This window comes from Cytobacillus sp. FSL R7-0696, assembly GCF_038006865.1.
GTDB lineage: Bacteria > Bacillota > Bacilli > Bacillales > Cytobacillaceae > Cytobacillus > Cytobacillus kochii.
The window spans coordinates 3959674-3980218 of record NZ_JBBOWA010000001.1 but is presented as its reverse complement, the minus strand read 5'-3'; the positions used below and the strand labels follow the sequence as shown (position 1 = coordinate 3980218).

The following is a 20545-nucleotide window of genomic DNA, read 5'->3' as shown; positions in this document are numbered from 1 at the left end:
GCGTAGTTTATTGTTCAGCTAAAATGGTAGCAATTTTATCTTCAATGATTTTCCCTTTTGATCCATCTACCATATTATTCAATATAATAGAAAATACATATCTTTCTCCTGACTTGTTATCCACATAGCCTGAAAGCGAGCTAACAGTTGAAATCGATCCTGTTTTTGCATAAACATGACCCTCAGCTGGAGAGTTTTTCAGTCGATTTCTTAATGTTCCCCCTACCATTCTGTCCGCATGACCAGCTACTGGTAATGAATGAAAATACACATCAAACCAAGATTCCTTCTGTACTTCGTATAAGAGTTTGGAAAGCTCGTTAGCTGGTAATAAAGTGACATGAGAGATGCCTGATCCGTCTCTTAAAAGCATGGTATCTTGATTGATTCCCCAAGCCTTCAATTCATCTGTTAAAACTTCTAATCCCGCATCCCAACTGCCTTCATTTTTAACCACTTTTCCCATTTCTTTGATTAAGATTTCGGCATGTGTATTATTACTTAACTTCATAAAGGGAATGAGCAATTCCTTTAACGGCATGGATTGTTGTTCATACAACACTTCTGTTTGATTAGGTGCGACTCCTACCCTAACGCCACCATGTATTTTAATACCTTCATCTGCTAAAGAATCCTTTAATAACTCTAAAGCATACTGTGTTGGCTCCCATATGGCAATCCACTCTCTACTAGATGTAGCTTCTATAGGAATCGTCCCAGTGATGGTTATCTCATTTGTACCATGTTCTCTTACAATATCAATTTCTTTTTTATCTGATGTACCAACGGTTTTAGCGTTATTGTTGATTTTGACATATTTATTGTTCGGCTGCAGAGTTATTTCTGGCTTTTTCCCCTCTTGTTTACCTGGTTTTACCTCGACAATCACACTTCCAGCATCATAATCTTCATTCGGACTTACAGTCAATGCTGATATTTGCGCACCATAATAATAACTCTCATCTTTCCAGATGATATCTTCTGACAAACGTTCATCATCATACCAACTATCATCTGCAATAAGTTGACCCTTAATCATTTTAATACCTTGTTTTTTTAATGCTTTAGCCATGTTAGTAAAATCTTCTTTCAATAAAGTAGGGTCGCCATACCCCTTTAAATAAATATCCCCATGGTGGACAGAGCCCCGTTGCTGGCCCTTCGATAATAATTCTGTTTTAAAACGATAATCTTCACCTAATACTGACAGTGCTGCTGCTGCTGTTAATAGTTTCATATTAGAAGCTGGTCGTAATCTAGTATCAGCTATATGTTCATAAACAATCTCCCCTTCTTCTGCGCTCCTCACGCTTACACCAGCAAGAGCTCCCGCTAACAGTGGATCATTGTTAATAAGTCGATTAAGCTTCTGAACTAACTCATCTCCTTCTTCATTAGCCGAAACTTTAGGTTCCACTGCTGATTGAAACGGTGTATAGGCAATTGAAAATAATAGTACAACCGTCAACAAACTCACTAAAGCTTTTTTCATTTTTCCTCATCCCCTCCTATTTTCTTCCTGTCTACATTTCTCCTACATAGATTGACAAAAAACTACATCTATATGTATTGAACTTCGCTTTTTCTTCATTTTTCTCCTGTAAGTGAATGGATGTGTTTTTCCTTCTGTCCTAAATAGGTAGCAATGACTAGTCAATCATTTCTTTCAGCAAAACTAGGCATACTTAGGGGAAAAAAAGAGGAAAGATAGAGAACAAACCTTGACTGTGTGTTAGTGCTTCACTTGGCGCGGTCATACTGTGAGCGACTCATATCCACTTGATGAGCCTGTATAAAGAAAACACCTTCTTGTTCAAGTAACTCTTTTTGCATATCGGCTTGGTGGCTATCATTTAGTCTAATTTCACCTACTTTATTGACCACTCTATGCCAGGGCAAACCATATTTATGACTCATTGAATGGAGAATGCGAACAACTTGCCTTGCACCACGGGGGCTACCAGCATATGTTGCGATTTGTCCATAGCTCATTACTCTTCCTTTAGGGATTTCTTTAATTATTTTAATCACTGTTGCTGTAAATGGCTGCATATCCTTTCCTCCAAACGCGCTCGTTTTGTTACTAGTATAATAAACTAAAGGATCATAACATAGTCTCAATTCATTCATCATAAAATACATGTAATCAATAAAATAAAAAAACCATGCCTAGAGAAACTTATTAGACAAAAAATAACAAGAACAAATTCAAAGAAGCAGAATTTGTTCTTGTTTTTAATACAATCAATATATTAACTTTTTACTAATCTATTTTTTACTACTTCAGTTAATACACGATTTAAATGTTCTGGTACAGTTAAATAAAGGAGACCGTTTCCTTCTAATTTTGGCGAATAGCCCAGCGGAACAGTTCTTCTAATCAATTGCGCATATGACTCAGGCTCTGAGAAATCTCTTTCAAATGTAACTTGAGATAAATCTTTTATTAACGCCAAAGCCCCTGCGACGTGTGGTGCGGCCATTGATGTACCGCTTAGTTTTGCATATTTACCATTTAAAAAAGTAGATAATATTTCTTCACCAGGAGCGACCAAATCAATTTCGGTATGAGAATTGCTGAAAGGAGATGATTCGCGGTTTAAATTAACGGCTCCAACACTAATGACTTCATTATATGAACCTGGATAAGCAAGCTCATCGGTATTATCATCCCCGTCACCTTCATTCCCAGCTGCACAAACAACAAGAATATTTTCTCCGACGGCTTTTTGTATCGCTTCATGTAGTTCTGGAACATCTTCAGGGCCACCTAGTGACATCGATATAATATCTACTTTCTGTTCAACCGCATACAATATTCCATTTATAATCCAATCATATTGACCAGATCCATCTTTGTTCAATACTTTTACAATTAACAAATCTGCTTCCGGGGCTACTCCAATTACTCCTGATTCATTAGCAGTAGCAGCAATTGTACCAGCAACATGTGTGCCGTGACCATTATGGTCATCTAAGATATCTGGTGAACTCCCATCATCGTCTGTAAAGTTTCTACCACCTATAATTCTCGCTTTTAAATCGGGGTGGTCCATGTCACAACCTGTATCTAATATTGCCACCTTCATGCCTTTTCCTTTCGTCTCTTTCCAAATCTCAGGTGCCTGAATCAATTGTATTCCTTGCGGTGTTTCATTGACATCTGTCACTTGATCATTGACTGTGTAAGGCATTACTCTAACTAATTGCTTCATCCTTTATCCCTCCCTAACATAATCGTGAAAACCATTTGGTCCCTTCAACGCATAGACAAGAGAATTTTGAAGCGATACAAGTTGTATCATTATTATAACAAAAGATTAAATATTCTGAAAGAAATTAGACCTTTTTTTCTCTCGGTCTTTTTTCCTGTTTTTTACTTCCGTAACATTTCCCTCAATTGTTTATAGATATCTACAATTTCATCTATTTTCATTCTTACAAGCCCGCTTGACGAAGGTGCAACAAAATCAATTACACCAGGTACAACCGATTCGCTCTGAAACCCCCAAGATACCTTCTTTTTCTTACTAAATTCTTGATATACACCTTTCCCTACATAACAGGCCACTTCAGGTTGATATGTTTCTAGTTTTTCTAATAGTTCTAATCTACCTGCTTGATATTCTTCCTTCGTAATATCGCCGGCCGCTTTAGTTGGTCTTGAGACGATATTTGTTAAACCATATCCTAATTGAAGTAATTGATGATTTTCTTCTGGTAAGTAAATCCGCTCAGTCAGTCCAGATTGATAGAGGATTTTCCAAAACCGATTATGACGATTGGCATAATGATATCCAGTTTCTGCAGACTTTACGCTCGGGTTAAACCCAATAAATATGACTTTTAAATCCTTTTTAAGATGATCATCTATCGGTTTCATTTATCTTTACTCCTTTATTTTTTCATACAATAACCATAGCATGTAAATGATTATTTTTGCATTGATACAATCTACAATTTATTTATAGTAGAAGGAAAAAATGATCAATTGCTTGTATGAATGTTCTAGAAAAAAAGACGTTCACAATCTTAAAAATGGACAGTGATTATCCCGACAATCATTTTCATCATTTTAAGTGCTGTTTAGACGATTCCTAATTTTTATGATGTTGCACTATGCATGCAGAAGACAAAAAAACCTCTCTAAAAATGAGAGGTTTTTATGCATGATATGCTCTCAAGCCATTCTCCAGTAACTCAATAGCTAAGCTTGCTTCTTTTTCTTTGATGATGAGGGGTGGATGCCATGTGATGCAATTGCCAGCTGCTACTTTAAACGATAGTCCATGTTGTAAACAATAGTAGAGAAGAAACTCGGTCAACTGCTCATCTTTTTCTTTTGTGACTCGGCTTTTAACAAGCTCGATCGTTATTAACAATCCACAGATTCGCAAATCCCCAATGCAAGTATACTCCTCCGCTAGCTTCTTTAACTTAGCCGCCATGAATTGAGATTGGCTCAAACTATTTTCTTTTAACCTGTAATCGTCAATATAGTTAAGCATGGCAACGATAGCCGCACTGCCTATTGCTGGCTTTTCATGTGTATAATGACCGAGTGAAACATCTGCCGCCGTATCAAGCACTTTTTTCACTAAAACGGCAGCTTGTGGCACGATGCCTCCGCCTAAACCTTTTCCCAATACAAGGATATCTGGCTCGATATCATATAATTGATGCACATAACATTCACCGCTTCGGTAAAAGGCGGTTGGAATCTCATCAAAAATGAGTAGGATTCCATGTTCGTCACATATTTTTCTTAACCTTTTAAAATAAGATCGTGGAGGAATATGCGTGTCTGTTGCTCTAATTGGCTCTAGTAAGATGCAACTAATATTCCCTTCATTTATAATCACATACTCCAGATAATTTAACGACTTTTCAGCGATATCTTCTGGTGAGCTTGCACCAAAGACATTCCGGTAGGACTGGTAGGGCATTACTTTAATCATCCCAGGCAACATCGGACCAATACCGTTTTTAAATACAGACTCTCCTCCCGCAGAGATTGCATCTAAGCCTGCCCCATGAAATGACTCCCACATGGAAATCACTTTATGATTGCCAGTCACTTTTCTAGCAATTTTCATAGCAAGCCCTACTGCTGCACTGCCTGAGGGAACGAATAATACCTTGAAATCTTTTGAGATCGTCTTCTCTATTAACCTTTCTCCAGCCTCTATCGCAATGTCAGCAGTAAATCTCCGCGGAATAAAAGGCAAAGTACTCATTTGTTTCGTGATAGCTTCAATCACGTACGGATTTTTATAGCCGACTTGATGCAAGCTATTGCCATGGAAGTCTAAATAACGTTTTCCCTCTCGATCGATTAAGTAGCAACCGTCTGAGTCAACAACGGTTTGTAGACAAGGAGTCGACATCGATTGCCTTATAAAGACCGCTTCGTCGCGACAAAGTGTTTCTCGACTTATCTGATCAAGTGAATGATTCCATCTCAGCCGTGAAGGGCTATTATTCACGTCTCCTTCACGGTGAAGTGCTTCTTTATTTTTCAATCGCTTCCCTTTCCTTCCCGGATACTTGAAGATTAATTGTTTCTATCAGTGAAGGTAATTCTGTCATTGTCTCAATTGTAAAATCAGCCCCTGCGCTTATAAAGGCTTCTTTTGTTCGTGCCATTTCTTTCCGTTGTTCCTCTTCAGATAATTTGTTAAACTCATTGGCTGATAAGCCCATTTCAGAACTACCAACTATCACCCCAACCGTCCATACGCCGGCTTGTGCACCTTCTTTCATATCTGAAATCGTGTCTCCAACCTTCACGACGTTTTTGACACTTGATACTTTTAATGCCTGCAAGTTTTTAAAGATCATAAACGGATACGGTCGACCGTACGAATCGGTATCATCAGCTGTAAAGTAACAATCAGGTGTATAGCCTTTTTCCTTTGCTAAGGGTACAACAATATCCATCATTGTGCTCGTATATCCTGTCGTTGACCCTATTTTCAAACCATATGCTCTTAGCTCTTTAACCGTTTCGACCACACCAGCTATCGGATCAGTAAAATGAGCTAATGACTGCAATAAAGCCGGTTCGAATTTGCTATACAACCTTTCTACATCTGTTTCAGTGAATGGCTTGCCATTTTGTTCTTCCCAAAGACATGCAATCCGGGGCATCGACAGCATGGCGCGAATATGATCGATCTTTAGCATGCCCATTGGTTCTCTCGCCTCTGCCATCGTCACCTCAATACCCGCATCTTTAAAAATATCAATAAAGACATTTACAGGTGCAAAACAACCAAAATCTACTGTCGTACCCGCCCAATCAAATATCACTGCTTCTATTTTCTTCATTATGCTTTCACTCCCAAATAGTTTTCGATAATATCACATAAACGGTTAATATCTTCTTCGTAAATTTCGCCAATATTGCCCATTCTAAAAGTATCTTCATCAGTTAGTTTTCCTGGATAAATAACAAACCCATGTTCTTTCATATAATCATAGAAAGCTTGAAAACTAAATTGATCGTTCGGATAAATAAAGGAAGTAATAATTGGTGATTGTTTGTCCTCACTAATATATGTATCAAATCCAATGGCTTTCATTCTCTTCCTTAATAACTGATTATTATTTCGGTATCGTTGTTCACGAGCAGGAATCCCTCCTTCTGTGTCCAGTTCATCCAAGCTCTTCCCGAAAGCAGCAACGACATGAGTTGGTGAAGTATAGCGCCATTTACCATCTTTGTCCATCGCTACCCATTGATCATATAAATCGAGTGAAAGGCTTCGTGCATTACCTTTACAAGAGGTGATTTTCTCTCTTTTAGCAATCACAAATCCAAACCCTGGCACTCCTTGTATACATTTGTTCGCACTGCTTATTAAGAAGTCAATTCCAAGTGCAGGTATATCAATTTCCATTCCGCCAAAGCTTGACATTGCATCAATAATTAATGTTTTATTTGTTTCTTTAGCAACGTTGGCGATCATCTCAAGTGGATTAAGAATACCTGTCGTTGTTTCACAATGGACCATGACGATATGTGTAATTTCGTTATCTAAAGATAATAAATTTCTAATCTCTGCTTCTTTCGGATATTCATTATAGGCTACAGCGTAATGCGTATGCTTGATACCAATATAGTTGGCGATTTTGACAATCCTCTCACCATAGGCACCGTTCGTAATAATCAATGCTTTATCTTCTTTACTAAAAGCAGAAGTCATAACTGATTCCACTGTAAAAGTGCCGCTTCCTTGCATCAAGACAACGGTATAGTCATCATTTTCTGCATGAGCAAGTTTTAATAAATCTGTGCGAATTTTTTGCGTAATTTGCTTATAATCATCATCCCAAGTACAACGATCAAACAACATTTCTCTTTTAACCGTCTCTGTCGTTGTTAATGGACCTGGTGTTAATAATTTATATTGTTTCATTCGTAAACTCTCCTTTATTTAGCTGAATTAAAGAATGCTTGATGTTTCTCTAATAACTCTACTGTCATTGGTTCTGGGAATATTTTTTGATTGCTAGCAATATTTTCATCTGCAACCGTCTCGCCATCGTATAAAGCAACTGGATAATAGTCGATTAAACCTTCTCTCGCTTCTTTTACCAGAACTTCAGCCATTTCTTCCGCTAATTCTTTTTGCCCTTCACCTTTATCAATGACAGCAATCGATTCTGTAGTTGAGAAGTTCCCTTCTGTTGGATCGATAAAATCAATGGGTGCGCCTTCCGTTTTTGCAGCAACCGCTTGATGACGCAAACCAAATCCAACCGCCACTTCCCCTGCTTGCACCTTTTTAATAGAACCAGAACCTGAACTTTCTAAATGGGGCCCTGCATTTTTTATAATACCAGCCATTACATTCTTACCAGTTTCTTCTCCATATTCACTAATTATTGCCTGAATAAGCATCCATCCTGTGGAAGAATCCATAATATTAGGGATTGACACTAAGCCTTCGTATTGCGGTTCTGCCAACTCTTTTATTGAGGTCGGTACTTCTAGCCCTTTTTGCTCTAAAAGAGAAGTGTTATAAAATAATGAACCAGTATTAGCTAATAAAGGAGTATAAAAGTCAGGATATTCTTCTAAACTACTTGTATCAAAACTTAATTCCTTAAACATGTCATGTTGCTTTTCAGCACTTTCTAAAAAGTAAGAGCTCATTGTGACGATATCTGCTTCGATACTTTTCCCTTCTGCTAATAATTTTCCTCCTAATTCTGATGTTCCTAATGATTGAATTAAATAGTCTCCTTCAAAGCCAGCATCGTTTAATGTTTCTTCCATCACGTTTACTGCTTCTTCATCACCATTTGATAAGATCACGACTTGATTACTGTCACCACTTGCTGCCTCCCCTCCACATCCAGCTAGAATCATGACGATAGCAACTGACAAGAGTGTGAACCATTTTTTATTTTTTCTCATGTTACATCCCTCACTTTTATATGTTTTTTAATGATCTTCTTTTTTGTAAATAATCACAGAGTAGTTTGATAATGAGATTAGTGAAGAAGATCAGTAAAGATAGTACAAAAATGTCATTAAATTTAGCAAAGTGCTGTAGTTCTTTGATCTTACTTGAAACAAGCGATGTTTGAGCAGATACGAGAAAAATAATGCCGCTAATCGTGACCATCGCATTGATAAAATAATAACTAAACATTTCTATCACTGTGCCCCAAGAGTTTGGCAGAATCACTCTGTAAATCGTTTTAAACCAACTATCTCCCAGTAATCCTCCCGTTGTCTCCCATGTCGGGTTCATCTTAGATAGAGAATTTTTCGCCATTAAGTAAGGCGTTGTGTAGTAGTGGACAATATTGCATACAATAATAATAATAAATGTGCCTTTTAGACTGCTATTATTAAAAAGTAATAGATACGATAGACCAAGTACCATACCAGGCAAGGTATTTGTAATCATTGAAACAATATCAAACGCGCCTTTTCCTTTTATCTTTGTTCTCGCATTAATAATCGCTGAACTGTAGGCTATCAATATCCCAAAGAATGTCGTAAAAAGAGCAACGATTAAAGAATTCTTATAAACACCAATGAGGTCATTTGATTGAAATACATTGATGAGATGATTCCATGTAAAAGTTGAATCGTAGGGAAAACTTGTTAAAAACGGTGCAATGAACATCACCAGAAAGACAGATAACATACCAATGATGACAATGGAAGATAATAACGCAAAACTAATATCTCTTCCTTTATTTTCAACCATTTCAATCTCAGTGAATTTGTCATAATGGAAATTGAATCGTTCTAAATATTGCAGTAAAAAAACACCGAATAAGGCTGGTAGGAGCATTAATATAGCGATGACTGCCCCATGGCTGAAATTCGGGATTGAACCAAGCATAACCTGATAAAGCTGAGTAGAAACAACCGAGTAGGTTCCGCCAATCGAAGCTGGTATCCCATAATCAGTAAAACTTAGAATAAATGAGAGTACAAAGGCTCCACCTATGGCTCCAGTTAATGGACGTAAGATCGTATGAAAAAAACTTCTCCAAGTACCGTCTAACATCAACTTTGAAACAACCATGAATCTCTTATCTATATACATAAATGAGTTATTGATAATAAGAAAGGCTGCCGGTAAAGTGTAAATTGTATAACCTAACAACAAGCCATTAAATCCATAGATATTAAATAAAGGTTCTCCCATGAGCTGCGTGATTAATCCTTGATTACCAAAAGAATACATAATTGCAAAACCGTATGTAATCGTAGGTAATAACATAGGAATAAGTATCCCGACTTTAATGATACTTTTATAACGATGTTCAATATTCGTACAATGTAATGCGTAAGCAATCATAAACGCTAACACAGTTGAAATGACAGCTGTTAATCCTGAAACTTTTATACTGTTTATGAACGCTGTTAGTAATTCGCCATTCGCTAGTACATTTATATAATTAGTTAATTCAAGGCCATTGGTTGTTTGGAAGGAGCGGTAGAACAATGCCAGCATTGGCAAGACTAGAAATACCGAGAATAGTAGGATGATAGCCATATAGATGACCTTCATTTCCAACTTGATATTAGGCATATTGCTCACCAAACAAATGAAAAATATTTTGCCTTTTAATGTGTAGTTGTTTAAGAATAAAATCTTTCACAAATTCATTATTCGGTTCATGAATGATTTCATGTGGGGTGCCGAATTGTGACACATGACCTTGATTAATAATTAAAATCTTATCTGACAAAGTTAACGCCTCTTCCGGATCATGCGTAACAATAATGGTTGTCAATTGAAATTGCTTAGCAATCGACTTGATTCTTTCTTTAATTGACTCTTTTATCACCCCATCTAATGCACTTAACGGTTCATCTAATAGAAGAATTCTTGGTTTCATCACTAACGTTCTCGCAAGCGCGACTCTTTGTTTTTGCCCGCCAGATAGTTGACTGATTTTCTTGTCCAAATGTGGACCGAGCTCAAGGAAATCAATATATTCGTGTAATTCATTCTTTGAGTCCATAGATTTCTTATTCTTCAAGCCATAAACAATATTTTCATAGGCGTTTAGATGGGGAAATAATGCATAATCTTGAAAAACAATGTTAAAGCCCCTATCCTTCATCTTTACATTCGTTAAATCTTCATTCTCATAATAAATTTTACCACTATCCATTTTTGTCAATCCTAAAATGATGTTTAATAACGTTGTTTTCCCACTTCCACTTTGACCAAGAAGTGACACGATTTCTCCTGGTCGTATTTCTAAATCAATATTTTCTAATACTGATTTGTTATGATATTTTTTAGATACATTCTCAAGTTTGAGCATATTTAAATCCCCCTATAGTTAGAAAATTCAGCATTTTAAACTGAGCATTTTTCTCTTTCAGCTACCAAGACGAATGATAAAAAGTGTCACAATGATAAAAATTAACCATGTTAAAGACCCTTATACCGCCTACAAAAAATATTATCGCTGCTGAAGTAAGTCCCTTTACTTTGACGCCCATTTTTATCATTAAATCAGCATCTAGAAATCCTAACCGATACAACAGTGCGGCAACTGGCATCGGAGCGATCATTGTTCCATTCTCCTCTGAACTAAGGAGGGCTGCAATCAGCTAACTAAAGTGCATCCCTCTCCTTTTAGCTCTGTATCCATTGTTCTTTAGTAAGGGCAACTGTGTGCGAATAGTCGATATTCGTAATAAAGTAATTCACTTCTTCTAATGATGCGATTTTATAATTGGCTACCTTATCCACCTTAGAATCATCACTTAGAACATAAGATTTTTTTGATTGCGAGATAAAAACTTGTGATAGAAGACATTTATCTAAGTCATAACTTGTAAATCCAGCTTGATTAGCCACACCGTCGATGGCAATAAATGCTTTATCGACATAAAATTCTTTTGCCATTTTTTCTGCCAGAGATCCGGTTGTGCGGAAGTGGTCATTACGAACATGTCCACCTAAGAAGATAAGTTCACCAGTGAAACTTCTTAACTCCTCTCTTTCCATTAATTTAATCGCGATGGGAAAGGAATTCGTTATCACTGTAATGCCTTCTTTCATTAATAAACCATCAGCCATCTGCATCGTTGTACTTCCTTCATCAATGAAAAGTACATCACCATCTTCAACAAGAGCAGCTGCTTTCTTACCAATCAATTTCTTTTCTTCGATATGAAGAATTTCTCTTTCAAACATCGACAATTCATTATTTACAGGCTCAACTTTGACTGCGCCACCATGAACTTTTTTTATTTTATATTCATTTGATAATTCTTCTAAGTATCTACGAATGGTTTCCGTTGATACATGAAATTCCTTCGCCAATTGATTAACCTTCACTTGCCCAAACTCTTGGATTAAACTCATAATCTTTTTCTTTCTTTCTTCGGCTAGTAGAGACATCCATGTTTGCTCCCTTAATCAAAATTCTTTTGTTGTTTTACTTTGTTTTATTTTGTTTTATGTTGTTTTTTATTATATAAGCAAGAATATCACATGTATATCATCCTGTCAGAGAATCTCACAAACATTTACAAAACCTTAAATATCATTTACAACCGCTTAAAGGCTTTTACATATTTCTTCTATTAGTTTGCTTATAACAACACAAAAAGACCGCCAAAGACATTGCTTTGGACGGCTCTATTACTCAATGATTTACTCTGCAAACAACAGAGAGATTTCAGGAAATATGATTACAAGAATAAGTGCAGCCACCATAAGCAAATAAAAGGGAACCACACCTCTAATCACTTCACCAATTTTTTCTTTTGTAATTCCACTAACTACGAACAGATTTAGCCCTACCGGAGGAGTAATCATCGCTAACTCCATATTAATCGTCATAATAATGGCAAAATGTATGATATTGATATCGAACAATACTAATACAGGTAGTAAGATGGGCAAAGTGATTAAAATAATCGCTGTTGCCTCTAGAAACATACCCAATAAGAAAAACATCAAATTGACACCAATTATAAATATCCACTTATTGGCTGCACTAGCTTCAATCCATTGAGCAAAAATCTGCGGTACTTGTTCCGTTGTTAAGAACATCCCAAAAACCATGGCTGAAGCAATCACTAAGAAGATCATCGCAGTTATATTAATAGACTCTTTTAATACTTCTCGAAATTTATTAAAAGTCATCTCTTTGTAAATAAATATCGACACAATTAAACCGTATAAGCAAGAAACAAAAGCCGCTTCAGTTGGCGTGACAGCCCCACTATAAATGCCACCTAAAATAAAAACGGGTAGTAAAAAGCCCCAGATTGCCTTATATGTCTTCTTCCATCTTAATTGAAAGGGCACTTTTTCTAATCTACCATAATTATGTCTCCTTGCATGAAATATAGCTGAACACAAAAGTAAACTTGTTAGTAGCAAACCAGGGATTATTCCTGCAGCAAATAATTTACCTACTGAGGCTTCTGCAACAGTTGCATAAATAATTAACGGAATGGACGGTGGGATTAATATACCTAGCGTACCAGCAGCTGCCACTAAACCCATCGAATATCTTTTACTGTAACCTGCCTTTACCATCGCAGGAATCATAATCCCACCAATTGCTGCAGCTGTGGCCGGGCTTGAACCTGAGATGGCAGCAAAAATCATGCAGGCAAGGATAGTGACAACAGCTAACCCACCGCGAAAATGACCGACCCATGATTTTAGTGCTTCAATTAAGTGAAAGGATATGCCACCTTTGGACATAATCACCCCTGCAAAAACAAATCCGGGAATCGCCATTAAAGTTGCTGAGTTTAAAGCATTAAACATCTTCAAACCAACCGTATAAAGCGTAAAATCTACCATAAATAAAGCAACGATGCTAGACAGGCCAAGGCTGACTGCGATTGGAACTCTTAATAAACAAAGAATCGTAAATACAACAAAGAGGACAATAATCGCACTCATAAACTAACCCCCTTGTTATGATTTTCTCTATTTTGTTGTTCAATTTCTTCATATAATTCTTCTACTCCACCTGTTAACTCTTTCTTATCTCCTTTAGCAGATCTATAAGCTTTTCTAATGAAGTAAAGCCCTAGTAGCCCCATACTGATAGGTAATACAAGTAAGGTAATCCAAATCGGAATACCTACATCAACAGTTTCAGTACCTTGCACTCTTGTAAGCGTTACCAATTTAATGCTTGTAAACATTAAAAAAAAGGCAAAACCCGCACCGATACAATTGCTAATACAGTTAATAATCATTTTTGCTTTGTAAGATAAACGATCAAATAGGATTTCTACACTGATATGACGATTTTCCTTTAAAGCGATACCAAAACCCAAAAAGATGGACCAAACAATCAAAAATTCAAAAATCTCTGTCACCCAAGCTTGCGGCATATTGAGGATATACCGTGTAAATACCCCATACAGACTTACAAACACACCAGCAATAAATAACAAACCAGCTATTCCCTCTTCTAAGTTTGATAGTTTCTTAAGCATGACGATTATCAACTCCCCTATTGTAGATTGTATCCAATATTTATACTTTACTATAAAACAAATGAATAATAAACAGAATATTTATTTATTTTTATTTATTCACAATTTTCATTTATTTTGTTATAATTTTAGATATTGTATCCAATCTACTATTTTGTAAGCGATTTCTTTTGTAACTAAGGGGGGTTTTTCCATGTTAAGAGTAAAATCGATTTTTGTCCTTTGCCTTTTGATTATCGTTGGAACACTTCTGTCTGGTTGTCAAAGTCACCCTACACATGCAGATGCTACCCAAGTAAACGGCGTTCAAGCAATGACTATTAAGATATCCCACGTAGTTGCAGAAAATACCCCCAAGCATAAAGGGGCATTAAAAATGAAAGAAGTGATTGAAGAACAATCAAATGGGAAGATCCAAGTTGAGATTTTTCCTAATAGCTCCTTGTTCGGTGATAAAGATGAATATCAAAACTTAATTGCCAATAATGTTCAATTCATCATGCCAGAAATGACCAAATTAGTTGGTTCAGAAGTCGGTTTTAATATTCCAGGTATGCCTTTTCTATTTGAAAATGATGAAGCTGCTGAAAATTTTTGGGATGGTCCAAAGGGGAAGGAAGTATTAGCGCGTTTACAGAAAGATAAAGTATTAGGGTTAACCATGTGGCCAAACGGAGCCAAGCATGTGACAAATAATAACCGTACTATATCCTCTCCAAGTGATTTTGCTGGATTGAAAGTGCGGACAACTGGAGGGCAACTATTAGAAGAACTATATAAATCATTAGGGGCCGGCTCAAGTTCGATCCCTTTCGGAGAGCTATATACTGCCTTGCAACAAGGAACGGTCGATGGTCAAGATAACCCGTATAGCAACATCGAATCGAAAAAGTTTGCTGAAGTACAAGAGTACTTAACCATTATCGGTATGAACCGTGTTGACTATGCATTACTAACAAACACAACTTTTTGGGATGGATTAAATGATGAGAGCAAGCGTATTGTGCAAGCCGGAATCGACGCAGGTACAGAGATTGCTAGAGATTCTGCTGAAAAGCTCAATGATGAAGCTTATGTAAAAATACAAAATGAGAGCGATATAGAAATAAATGAACTGACTGAAGAAGAAATAGAAGCTTTTAAAGAGCATTTACAGCCAGTGTATGATAAATGGAAGGAAATTATTGGCGAAGATATTATTGAGGATGCTGAAAAACAGTAAAACGGCACCCTAATATTTCTATATCATGTATACTAAGGTAAAACCGTCTCAAATGAGGTGATATAAGAAATGACTGGGGATATGGTGTTTCAAATTATTATGTTCCTCTTCCTTTTAGCCGTCTTATTAATAATTGCTACCGCTGTAAAAATCTTGTTAAAAAAGAGGGTTGTTAAAACAAATCCTGATGTAGAACAAAAATTAGATCGTATTATCGAATTATTGGAAAGAGAAACAAATAGTAAATAATTAAAGGCGTTTTCATATAAAGCGCCTTTCTCCTTTCTCACATTTAATGTAGATTTGGACGATTCTAAATGCCACTCAAAAATTTCGATAGACAATTATCGGTTAGCAGATGCCCACACATCGCCTTTACTACCCCTATTTTTATCAATTTTCACCACGTTTATATGTTTTTAACCAATATTGTAATGATTTGAGGGTTATGTCTCTTTTTTTGGAAGATAACTTTTACGTTAAAATACGAGGGTTTTCTTATTCTTTATGCAAAGATTATGAGTGAGTGATGTATTTTTGTTCTAGCTATTCATACGTAATGGGTTTGTGAAAAAACGACTTTTGCTAGTCTTTATGAGCGGTTTCCCTTTTGATGGAAGTGAAATACTTTTACGAAGCACCCTTTCGATTTTTCCTTGTGAGTGATTGGCTATCCATTTTGCGAAGCATTCATTTCTTCTATTCTTTCTGAGTGACTTGCTAAGCCACTTTGCGAAGCGCTCTTTTCTTCTTTTCCTCCTGAGTCACTTGCTAAGCCACTTTGCGAAGCGCTCTTTTCTTCTTTTCCTCCTGAGTCACTTGCTAAGCCGTTTTGCGAAGCGCTCTTTTCTATTTTTCCTCCTGAGTGACTTGCTAAGCCACTTTGCGAAGCGCTCTTTCTTCTTTTCCTCCTGAGTCACTTGCTAAGCCGTTTCGCGAAGCGCTCTTTTCTATTTTTCCTCCTGAGTCACTTGCTAATCCACTTTGCGAAGCGCTTATTTCTATTTTTCCTCTTGAGTGACTTGCTAATCCGTTTTGCGAAGCGCTCTTTTCTTCTTTTCCTCCTGAGTCACTTGCTAAGCCGTTTCGCGAAGCGCTCTTTTCTATTTTTCCTCCTGAGTGACTTGCTAATCCACTTTGCGAAGCGCTCTTTTCTTCTTTTCCTCCTGAGTGACTTGCTAAGCCACTTTGCGAAGCGCTCATTTCTATTCTTCCTCCTGAGTGACTTGCTAAGCCACTTTGCGAAATTATTCCATTTCCTTCAACTCAAAAACCTTACCAATCCACAACATTCTGTAATCTCACTCATATCGTTCTGATTGTATGTAAATAACCTTCTACACACTCTTGATTATTAACAACACAGGCGTAATCACATATATGGATAGAACGAATCACACACGACAAAAAACCCGGACTCATGTCCGGGTTACATTTCAGCTAAAACAAACCACCTTGCTCTAGTTGATGAAAGTGGAATTAGTCTTCAACGACAACCTTTTCCATTACGTCACCATTTTTCATTGCTTTAACAGCTGGCATACCAGAAGTTACTTTACCAAACACAGTATGAACACCGTTAAGATGCGGCTGAGGTTCATGTACGATGAAGAACTGACTTCCACCAGTGTCTTTACCAGCATGCGCCATAGAAAGTGATCCTTCTTCGTGTTTGTGAGGATTGCCTTCTGTTTCACACTTAATTGTATAACCGGGGCCGCCTGTACCTGTTCCTGAAGGGCACCCACCTTGAGAAACGAATCCAGGAATCACACGGTGGAAAGTTAACCCGTTATAAAAGCCCTCGTTAATCAACTTTTTGAAGTTCTCTACTGTACCTGGTGCTTCATTTGGGTATAATTCAAATTCAAGTTTTTCTCCATTTTGTAGCTGTATGTATCCTTTTTCAGACATGTATAACACTCCTTTATATTTCAAAATCTTTTCTATCATAACATTTTTTTATGTAAGAATAAAATCTGAAGGTTAATTAATTTAAATGAAGCATTTATTATGTACCAAATAAGCTTAAGAATAGTAATAAAAGAAATATGATCGATGCATAAAATGAGACATGGAGAAAAAAAGTAGTGAGGTTGAATTTTATTTCTTCAGTGTTAAAAGTTTGTCTTTTCGTCCGTTTTTGCATATCATCACCATCCTTATGTAGATGTTAATAATATTCGTTATTCATGTGACAAAATCCTCCAACTTTAAGCAAAATAAATAGCCCTTCGTTTGTATGAAGTGCCATTTATTCAGCTTGTCTTTGCTGAAGTTGTTGAGTTAAATGACGATCAATGATACTGTCTAACTTTTGTAGACTTTGCCTTGCTCTGTCAGCAGTAATGGTCCGATAATGATGGGCTCCCCCTGGTTCTTCATCCTTTTCATCTGCTCTTTTAACAATGGATTGTAAGGCCGTACGATCCACTTCTCCACCTGGTAAAAAAGAATCAGTATGAAATAATATTGCAAGTGAGACTTGTTTGGCTCTAATCGGATTTTCACCTAAGCGAATCAGTAATTTATGGGCTCTTTCCGCTCCTTTGATCGCATGAATATCGTTTTTACGATATAATTCATAGTCCCATTTACCATTTTGATTATACCAAGTGTAATGACCGATATCGTGTAAAAACCCTGCTTTTGCAGCTAAGTCGACATCCACATTTTCGATCTTTGCTAATTTCACTGCGTGATAAGCAACCGCTACAGCATGGGCAAGTCCTGATCTTGTGACATATTTTTTGGCAATATGATGATCAAAAATATTTGTTAATGTAACATCCCTCATAAAAAATAACCTCCTCTTTTTATCCTTTACCATATTTATGCCCCTCTAAACAAACGTTGGCTTATAAAGTTATCATATACATTATTATTGTCGAAAGTGTTAGGGCATATTATGTGGAAATTGATATTTTAACTATACATTTTACTTATTTTCTCTTAAAATTGCTAGTGTTTTGTTTGATTATCTAACAAAAATGTTTGTGAGCAATGTCTCTACCACCTTATAAATAAAACATCCTTGACTAATCGTAAGAAAGAGACTGAGACAAAACTAAATGACCTAACCTTAAAAACGAACAATTACCAATGATGATCTATAAAAATCAGTTGCAAAAAAACCTGTTCCATTGCACTATTCTTTTTATAAAAGGATAAAAACACACAAAAAAACCGAATGATTAGTTGTGTATATTCCTAATCACTCGGATCAATCCTTAGCTTGAATACATATGTCCCAGCTACTTCCTTCTTAATTTACATATTCATTCCATTTATCGCGCAAGTATCTCGCGAAATCTTTTCCGTCTTCAATGCTTTCTTTCATAAATTCTTTCCAAACGGGTAGTTCTTCTTTTAGTTTTTCCCCTAGTTTGTCAGATTGTTCTTTAATGGTTGTTTCCATTTTCTCTTTTGCTTTGTTAAAAGTTTCGCCCGTGCTGTTGTTCACTTCTTTAGGTTCAATAGCGCCTTCCATTACCGCTTTAAAAATCGGTACAACATTTGTCGAGGTGCTTCCTGATAAGTAATGTTCTCGGTCCGTTTTATCATACCCCAACCACACTGCGCCAACGATTTCATCTGTATAACCAACAAACCATTGATCTTTTGTTCCATTTAAATCAGCATATGGCAATTGAGTCGAACCTGTTTTCCCAGCAAGTGACACACCTTCTATTTTGGCACCTGCACCGGTTCCATTTTCAATGACGTCTTCAAGCATTGTATCCATTTTTTTTGCGACTGATTTTGATGTGACCTTTGTAGCTTTATCATCATGGGCAACAATCTCATTACCTGTTGGACCAAAAATTTTCGTAATAAAATGAGCATCATACCGCTTCCCTTCATTTGGGAAAGTAGAATAAGCTTCTGCTAGTGTTAAAGGAGAAATCCCTTTATGCATACCACCTAAAGCAATACCTAAATACTCATCTTCCTTTTCATAAGGAATGCCAAATCGCTGCAAGGAATCTAACCCTTTTGTTAATCCAATTTGATCTAGTAACCAGACAGCGGGTGCATTGATAGATTCAGCAACAGCTTTTGTCATTTCTACTTCACCAAGGTATTGATCGTTCACATTTGTTGGTGTGTAGTCCCCATAAGTGACTTTTTCATCTTGTAACATTGAATCTGGCTCATAACCTTCTTCAAGCGCAGGGGTGTAGGCAGCAAGTGGCTTTAAGGTTGACCCTGGTTGTGCCTTTATATGTGTGGCACGGTTAAATCCTCTAAAAACATGTTCGCCTCGTCCACCAACCACTGCACGGACGCCACCAGTTTGCGGATCGAGTAGAACAGCTCCACTTTGAACAAGAGTACTTCCATTACCATTCGGGAATAGAGAGTCATTATGATAAGTCACTTCTAAATTTGATTGGATGTTTTGGTCCATTTGTGTGTATATTTTATATCCTCTTGTAAAAATTTCCTCTTGAGTTAAACCATAACGGTTGATTGCTTCATCTAATACCGCATCTACATAGTAAGGGTATTGTCTCTCGAATGTATTTTTTTCCCCTTCTTTTAAGACAATCTCTTCGGCAACTGCTTTTTCGTACTCGGCAGTAGTAATCATGTTCAGTTCCTGCATTTTAGCTAATACAATATTTCTTCTTTTCATTGCGCCTTCATAGTTTTTATAAGGGTCCAGATAAGAAGGTGATTGCAATAAACCTGCAAGCATGGCTGATTCACTTATTGTTAACTCGCCAACATTTTTACTAAAATATTGGTTGGCGGCACTGTCAATTCCCCAGGCACCACTACCAAAGTAAACTTGATTTAAGTACATCTGCAGTATATCTTCTTTTTCATATTCTTTTTCAATTTCAACTGCAAGGAATAGTTCTTCTATTTTTCGGCGGTATGTCTGTTCGGATGTTAGTAGTGCATTCTTAGCTAATTGCTGTGTGACTGTACTACCTCCACCTGTGATTCTACCAGCAAATAGATTGCTTACAAACGCCCTTGTCATTCCTTTTAAATCAAAGCCATTATGTTGATAAAAGCGTTCATCCTCTATGGCAACAACCGCATTTGGTAAATGTTCTGGTAAATCTTCAAATGTTACTCCTTCGCTACGATTTGTGGCAAAGCTTGACGCTTCATCCCCATCCTTATCATATATGATAGTAGATTGCTTTAATCCTTCTTGTAATGTAGAAACATTGGCATTTACGGCAAGAAAAGCAAAAAATAGAATCGCAAGTAAAATAAAAGTCAATCCTAATAATAATCCGATTTGCGTTAAATGATATTTTTTCCAAAACTTCTTTATCCATTGCCATAAAGTTTTTAATCTGGCTTTTAGTTGAGCTTTCATTGTTTTACTCCTTCAT

20 protein-coding genes are annotated in these 20545 nt (G+C 36.7%); 2 read left to right on the top strand and 18 right to left on the bottom strand.

Annotated features, from left to right (window positions below):
* Nucleotides 1-7: 7 nt before the first annotated feature.
* The 14 genes from dacB to MKX29_RS20300 form a co-directional block, all read right to left on the bottom strand.
* A complete protein-coding gene (gene dacB, locus MKX29_RS20365; protein ID WP_341107374.1) occupies nt 8-1492 on the bottom strand; it encodes a D-alanyl-D-alanine carboxypeptidase/D-alanyl-D-alanine endopeptidase in 1485 nt (494 codons plus the stop codon).
* Between the two features lie 248 nt (nt 1493-1740).
* Nucleotides 1741-2052, bottom strand: a complete 312-nt coding sequence (locus MKX29_RS20360; RefSeq protein WP_095373183.1) for an MGMT family protein — start codon at nt 2050-2052, stop codon at nt 1741-1743.
* A 200-nt stretch (nt 2053-2252) separates the two neighbouring features.
* Complete coding sequence (locus MKX29_RS20355; RefSeq protein ID WP_341107372.1) at nt 2253-3215, bottom strand: S8 family peptidase; 963 nt, start codon at nt 3213-3215, stop codon at nt 2253-2255.
* A gap of 161 nt (nt 3216-3376) precedes the next feature.
* Complete coding sequence (mug, locus tag MKX29_RS20350; RefSeq protein WP_251161661.1) at nt 3377-3883, bottom strand: G/U mismatch-specific DNA glycosylase; 507 nt, start codon at nt 3881-3883, stop codon at nt 3377-3379.
* A 280-nt stretch (nt 3884-4163) separates the two neighbouring features.
* Nucleotides 4164-5522, bottom strand: a complete 1359-nt coding sequence (gene pbfA, locus MKX29_RS20345; protein ID WP_341107369.1) for a (R)-1-hydroxy-2-aminoethylphosphonate ammonia-lyase — start codon at nt 5520-5522, stop codon at nt 4164-4166.
* Nucleotides 5512-6330, bottom strand: coding sequence for a phosphonoacetaldehyde hydrolase (gene phnX / locus MKX29_RS20340; RefSeq protein ID WP_251161663.1), 819 nt, complete (start codon nt 6328-6330; stop codon nt 5512-5514). The genes pbfA and phnX overlap by 11 nt, the downstream gene beginning before the upstream one ends.
* Nucleotides 6330-7421, bottom strand: coding sequence for a 2-aminoethylphosphonate--pyruvate transaminase (phnW, locus tag MKX29_RS20335; RefSeq protein WP_251161664.1), 1092 nt, complete (start codon nt 7419-7421; stop codon nt 6330-6332). The genes phnX and phnW overlap by 1 nt, the downstream gene beginning before the upstream one ends.
* Nucleotides 7422-7435: 14 nt before the next feature.
* Nucleotides 7436-8425 (bottom strand): extracellular solute-binding protein, encoded by a 990-nt coding sequence (locus MKX29_RS20330; RefSeq protein WP_251161665.1) that lies wholly within the window; start codon nt 8423-8425, stop codon nt 7436-7438.
* Nucleotides 8426-8441: 16 nt separating this feature from the next.
* Nucleotides 8442-10064: an ABC transporter permease subunit gene (locus MKX29_RS20325; protein ID WP_341107365.1), complete on the bottom strand. Its 1623-nt coding sequence runs from the start codon at nt 10062-10064 to the stop codon at nt 8442-8444.
* A complete protein-coding gene (locus MKX29_RS20320) occupies nt 10057-10809 on the bottom strand; it encodes an ABC transporter ATP-binding protein (RefSeq protein ID WP_251161667.1) in 753 nt (250 codons plus the stop codon). Before MKX29_RS20320 ends, MKX29_RS20325 begins: the two co-directional genes overlap by 8 nt.
* Before the next feature lie 61 nt (nt 10810-10870).
* Nucleotides 10871-11062: a hypothetical protein gene (locus MKX29_RS20315; RefSeq protein WP_341107362.1), complete on the bottom strand. Its 192-nt coding sequence runs from the start codon at nt 11060-11062 to the stop codon at nt 10871-10873.
* A 64-nt stretch (nt 11063-11126) separates the two neighbouring features.
* Nucleotides 11127-11897 (bottom strand): DeoR/GlpR family DNA-binding transcription regulator, encoded by a 771-nt coding sequence (locus tag MKX29_RS20310; protein WP_289433851.1) that lies wholly within the window; start codon nt 11895-11897, stop codon nt 11127-11129.
* Between the two features lie 255 nt (nt 11898-12152).
* On the bottom strand, nt 12153-13421 hold the full coding sequence (locus tag MKX29_RS20305; RefSeq protein WP_251161670.1) for a TRAP transporter large permease: 1269 nt from the start codon (nt 13419-13421) through the stop codon (nt 12153-12155).
* The gene (locus MKX29_RS20300; protein ID WP_341107359.1) at nt 13418-13966 is read right to left on the bottom strand and encodes a TRAP transporter small permease; all 549 of its coding nucleotides are present in this window, start codon (nt 13964-13966) and stop codon (nt 13418-13420) included. The genes MKX29_RS20305 and MKX29_RS20300 overlap by 4 nt, the downstream gene beginning before the upstream one ends.
* 193 nt (nt 13967-14159) lie before the next feature.
* Between MKX29_RS20300 and MKX29_RS20295 the strand changes: the two genes are divergently transcribed.
* Nucleotides 14160-15188 carry a DctP family TRAP transporter solute-binding subunit gene (locus MKX29_RS20295; RefSeq protein WP_341107357.1) on the top strand — a complete coding sequence of 343 codons (1029 nt, stop codon included), beginning with the start codon at nt 14160-14162 and terminating at the stop codon, nt 15186-15188.
* A 69-nt stretch (nt 15189-15257) separates the two neighbouring features.
* Nucleotides 15258-15437 (top strand): DUF4083 family protein, encoded by a 180-nt coding sequence (locus MKX29_RS20290; RefSeq protein ID WP_341107355.1) that lies wholly within the window; start codon nt 15258-15260, stop codon nt 15435-15437.
* Nucleotides 15438-16061: 624 nt separating this feature from the next.
* Here MKX29_RS20290 and MKX29_RS20285 read toward each other — a convergent pair.
* From MKX29_RS20285 to MKX29_RS20270, 4 genes are all read right to left on the bottom strand, one after another.
* Complete coding sequence (locus tag MKX29_RS20285) at nt 16062-16391, bottom strand: hypothetical protein (protein ID WP_341107352.1); 330 nt, start codon at nt 16389-16391, stop codon at nt 16062-16064.
* A 276-nt stretch (nt 16392-16667) separates the two neighbouring features.
* Entirely contained in the window at nt 16668-17102 is a 435-nt protein-coding gene (locus MKX29_RS20280) for a peptidylprolyl isomerase (protein WP_224936572.1), read from the bottom strand.
* Between the two features lie 340 nt (nt 17103-17442).
* Nucleotides 17443-17985, bottom strand: coding sequence for an HD domain-containing protein (locus MKX29_RS20275; protein WP_224936573.1), 543 nt, complete (start codon nt 17983-17985; stop codon nt 17443-17445).
* Between the two features lie 468 nt (nt 17986-18453).
* Nucleotides 18454-20529 carry a transglycosylase domain-containing protein gene (locus tag MKX29_RS20270; protein ID WP_341107349.1) on the bottom strand — a complete coding sequence of 692 codons (2076 nt, stop codon included), beginning with the start codon at nt 20527-20529 and terminating at the stop codon, nt 18454-18456.
* Nucleotides 20530-20545 lie beyond the last annotated feature (16 nt).